General features: G+C 82.8%; 1 protein-coding gene. It reads left to right on the forward strand.

Features of this window, described 5'->3' with window-relative positions; translation table 11 throughout:
* On the forward strand, nucleotides 1-267 hold a 267-nt coding region (locus ABD317_RS37430), incomplete at its 5' end, for a hypothetical protein (protein WP_344296601.1).
* Nucleotides 268-755 lie beyond the last annotated feature (488 nt).

Below are 755 nucleotides of genomic sequence, written 5' to 3' on the forward strand. Positions count from 1 at the left end.
TGCGTCGGCAAGGCGCTGACCGGCGGCTACCTGTTCGCCGCCCGGCTCCTCGGCACCGCCGCCGCCCTGCGGACGGCGGCCGGCGCGCCGCTGCCGGCGGCGGAGCGGGGGGACGTCGACCGGATCACGGCCCGGGCGACGGCGGCTCTCGGCGCGGAGTCCTTCACCGCCGCGTACGAGGAGGGCCGTGGGATGCGCCCCGCCGACCACCCGGCCTGCACGCCGCCGCCACCTCCGGAGCCGCGGCCGGAAACCGGAGCCCCGTAACGCGCCGCGCTCCCCCGGCCCCGTGCGCCGCCCGCTCGCGTCCCGCGGGGCGGTGTAGCCGGTCGGCGGCTACGGCTCCGAACCGTGGGTTCGCGCGACCGCGGAGTGCGTCCTGCCCGGTGGGCGGCGGCTTCCCCGCGCCCTGCGCGGCGCGGGGACGGCACCCGGGCGCGGGCAGGCCACGCCGCGGAGAGCGCCTCGGTCACACCGGGCGCGGGACGCGACCCGCCGCCCGCCCGGCGCAGCCGAGCCGCGCCGCGTCCCGTCACCGCCGCCCACCGGCCGAGGCCGGTCAGGTCAGGTCCGGGCCCGGCCCGGTCACCCCGTACCGGCCGCGTCGCCTGGGCACCGCCCCGCGGGCACCCGCGCCGCCCGCGACACCGCGCCCGGCCGGCCCGCGCCGCACAACCCGGTCCCGTCGTCACCCGGCAGCCCGGGCACCCGGCCGCTACCGTTCCGCCGCGCGCGGCTTCGGCGTCGCCTTCCGG

Source organism: Streptomyces synnematoformans, assembly GCF_039531005.1.
Classification (GTDB): domain Bacteria; phylum Actinomycetota; class Actinomycetes; order Streptomycetales; family Streptomycetaceae; genus Streptomyces; species Streptomyces synnematoformans.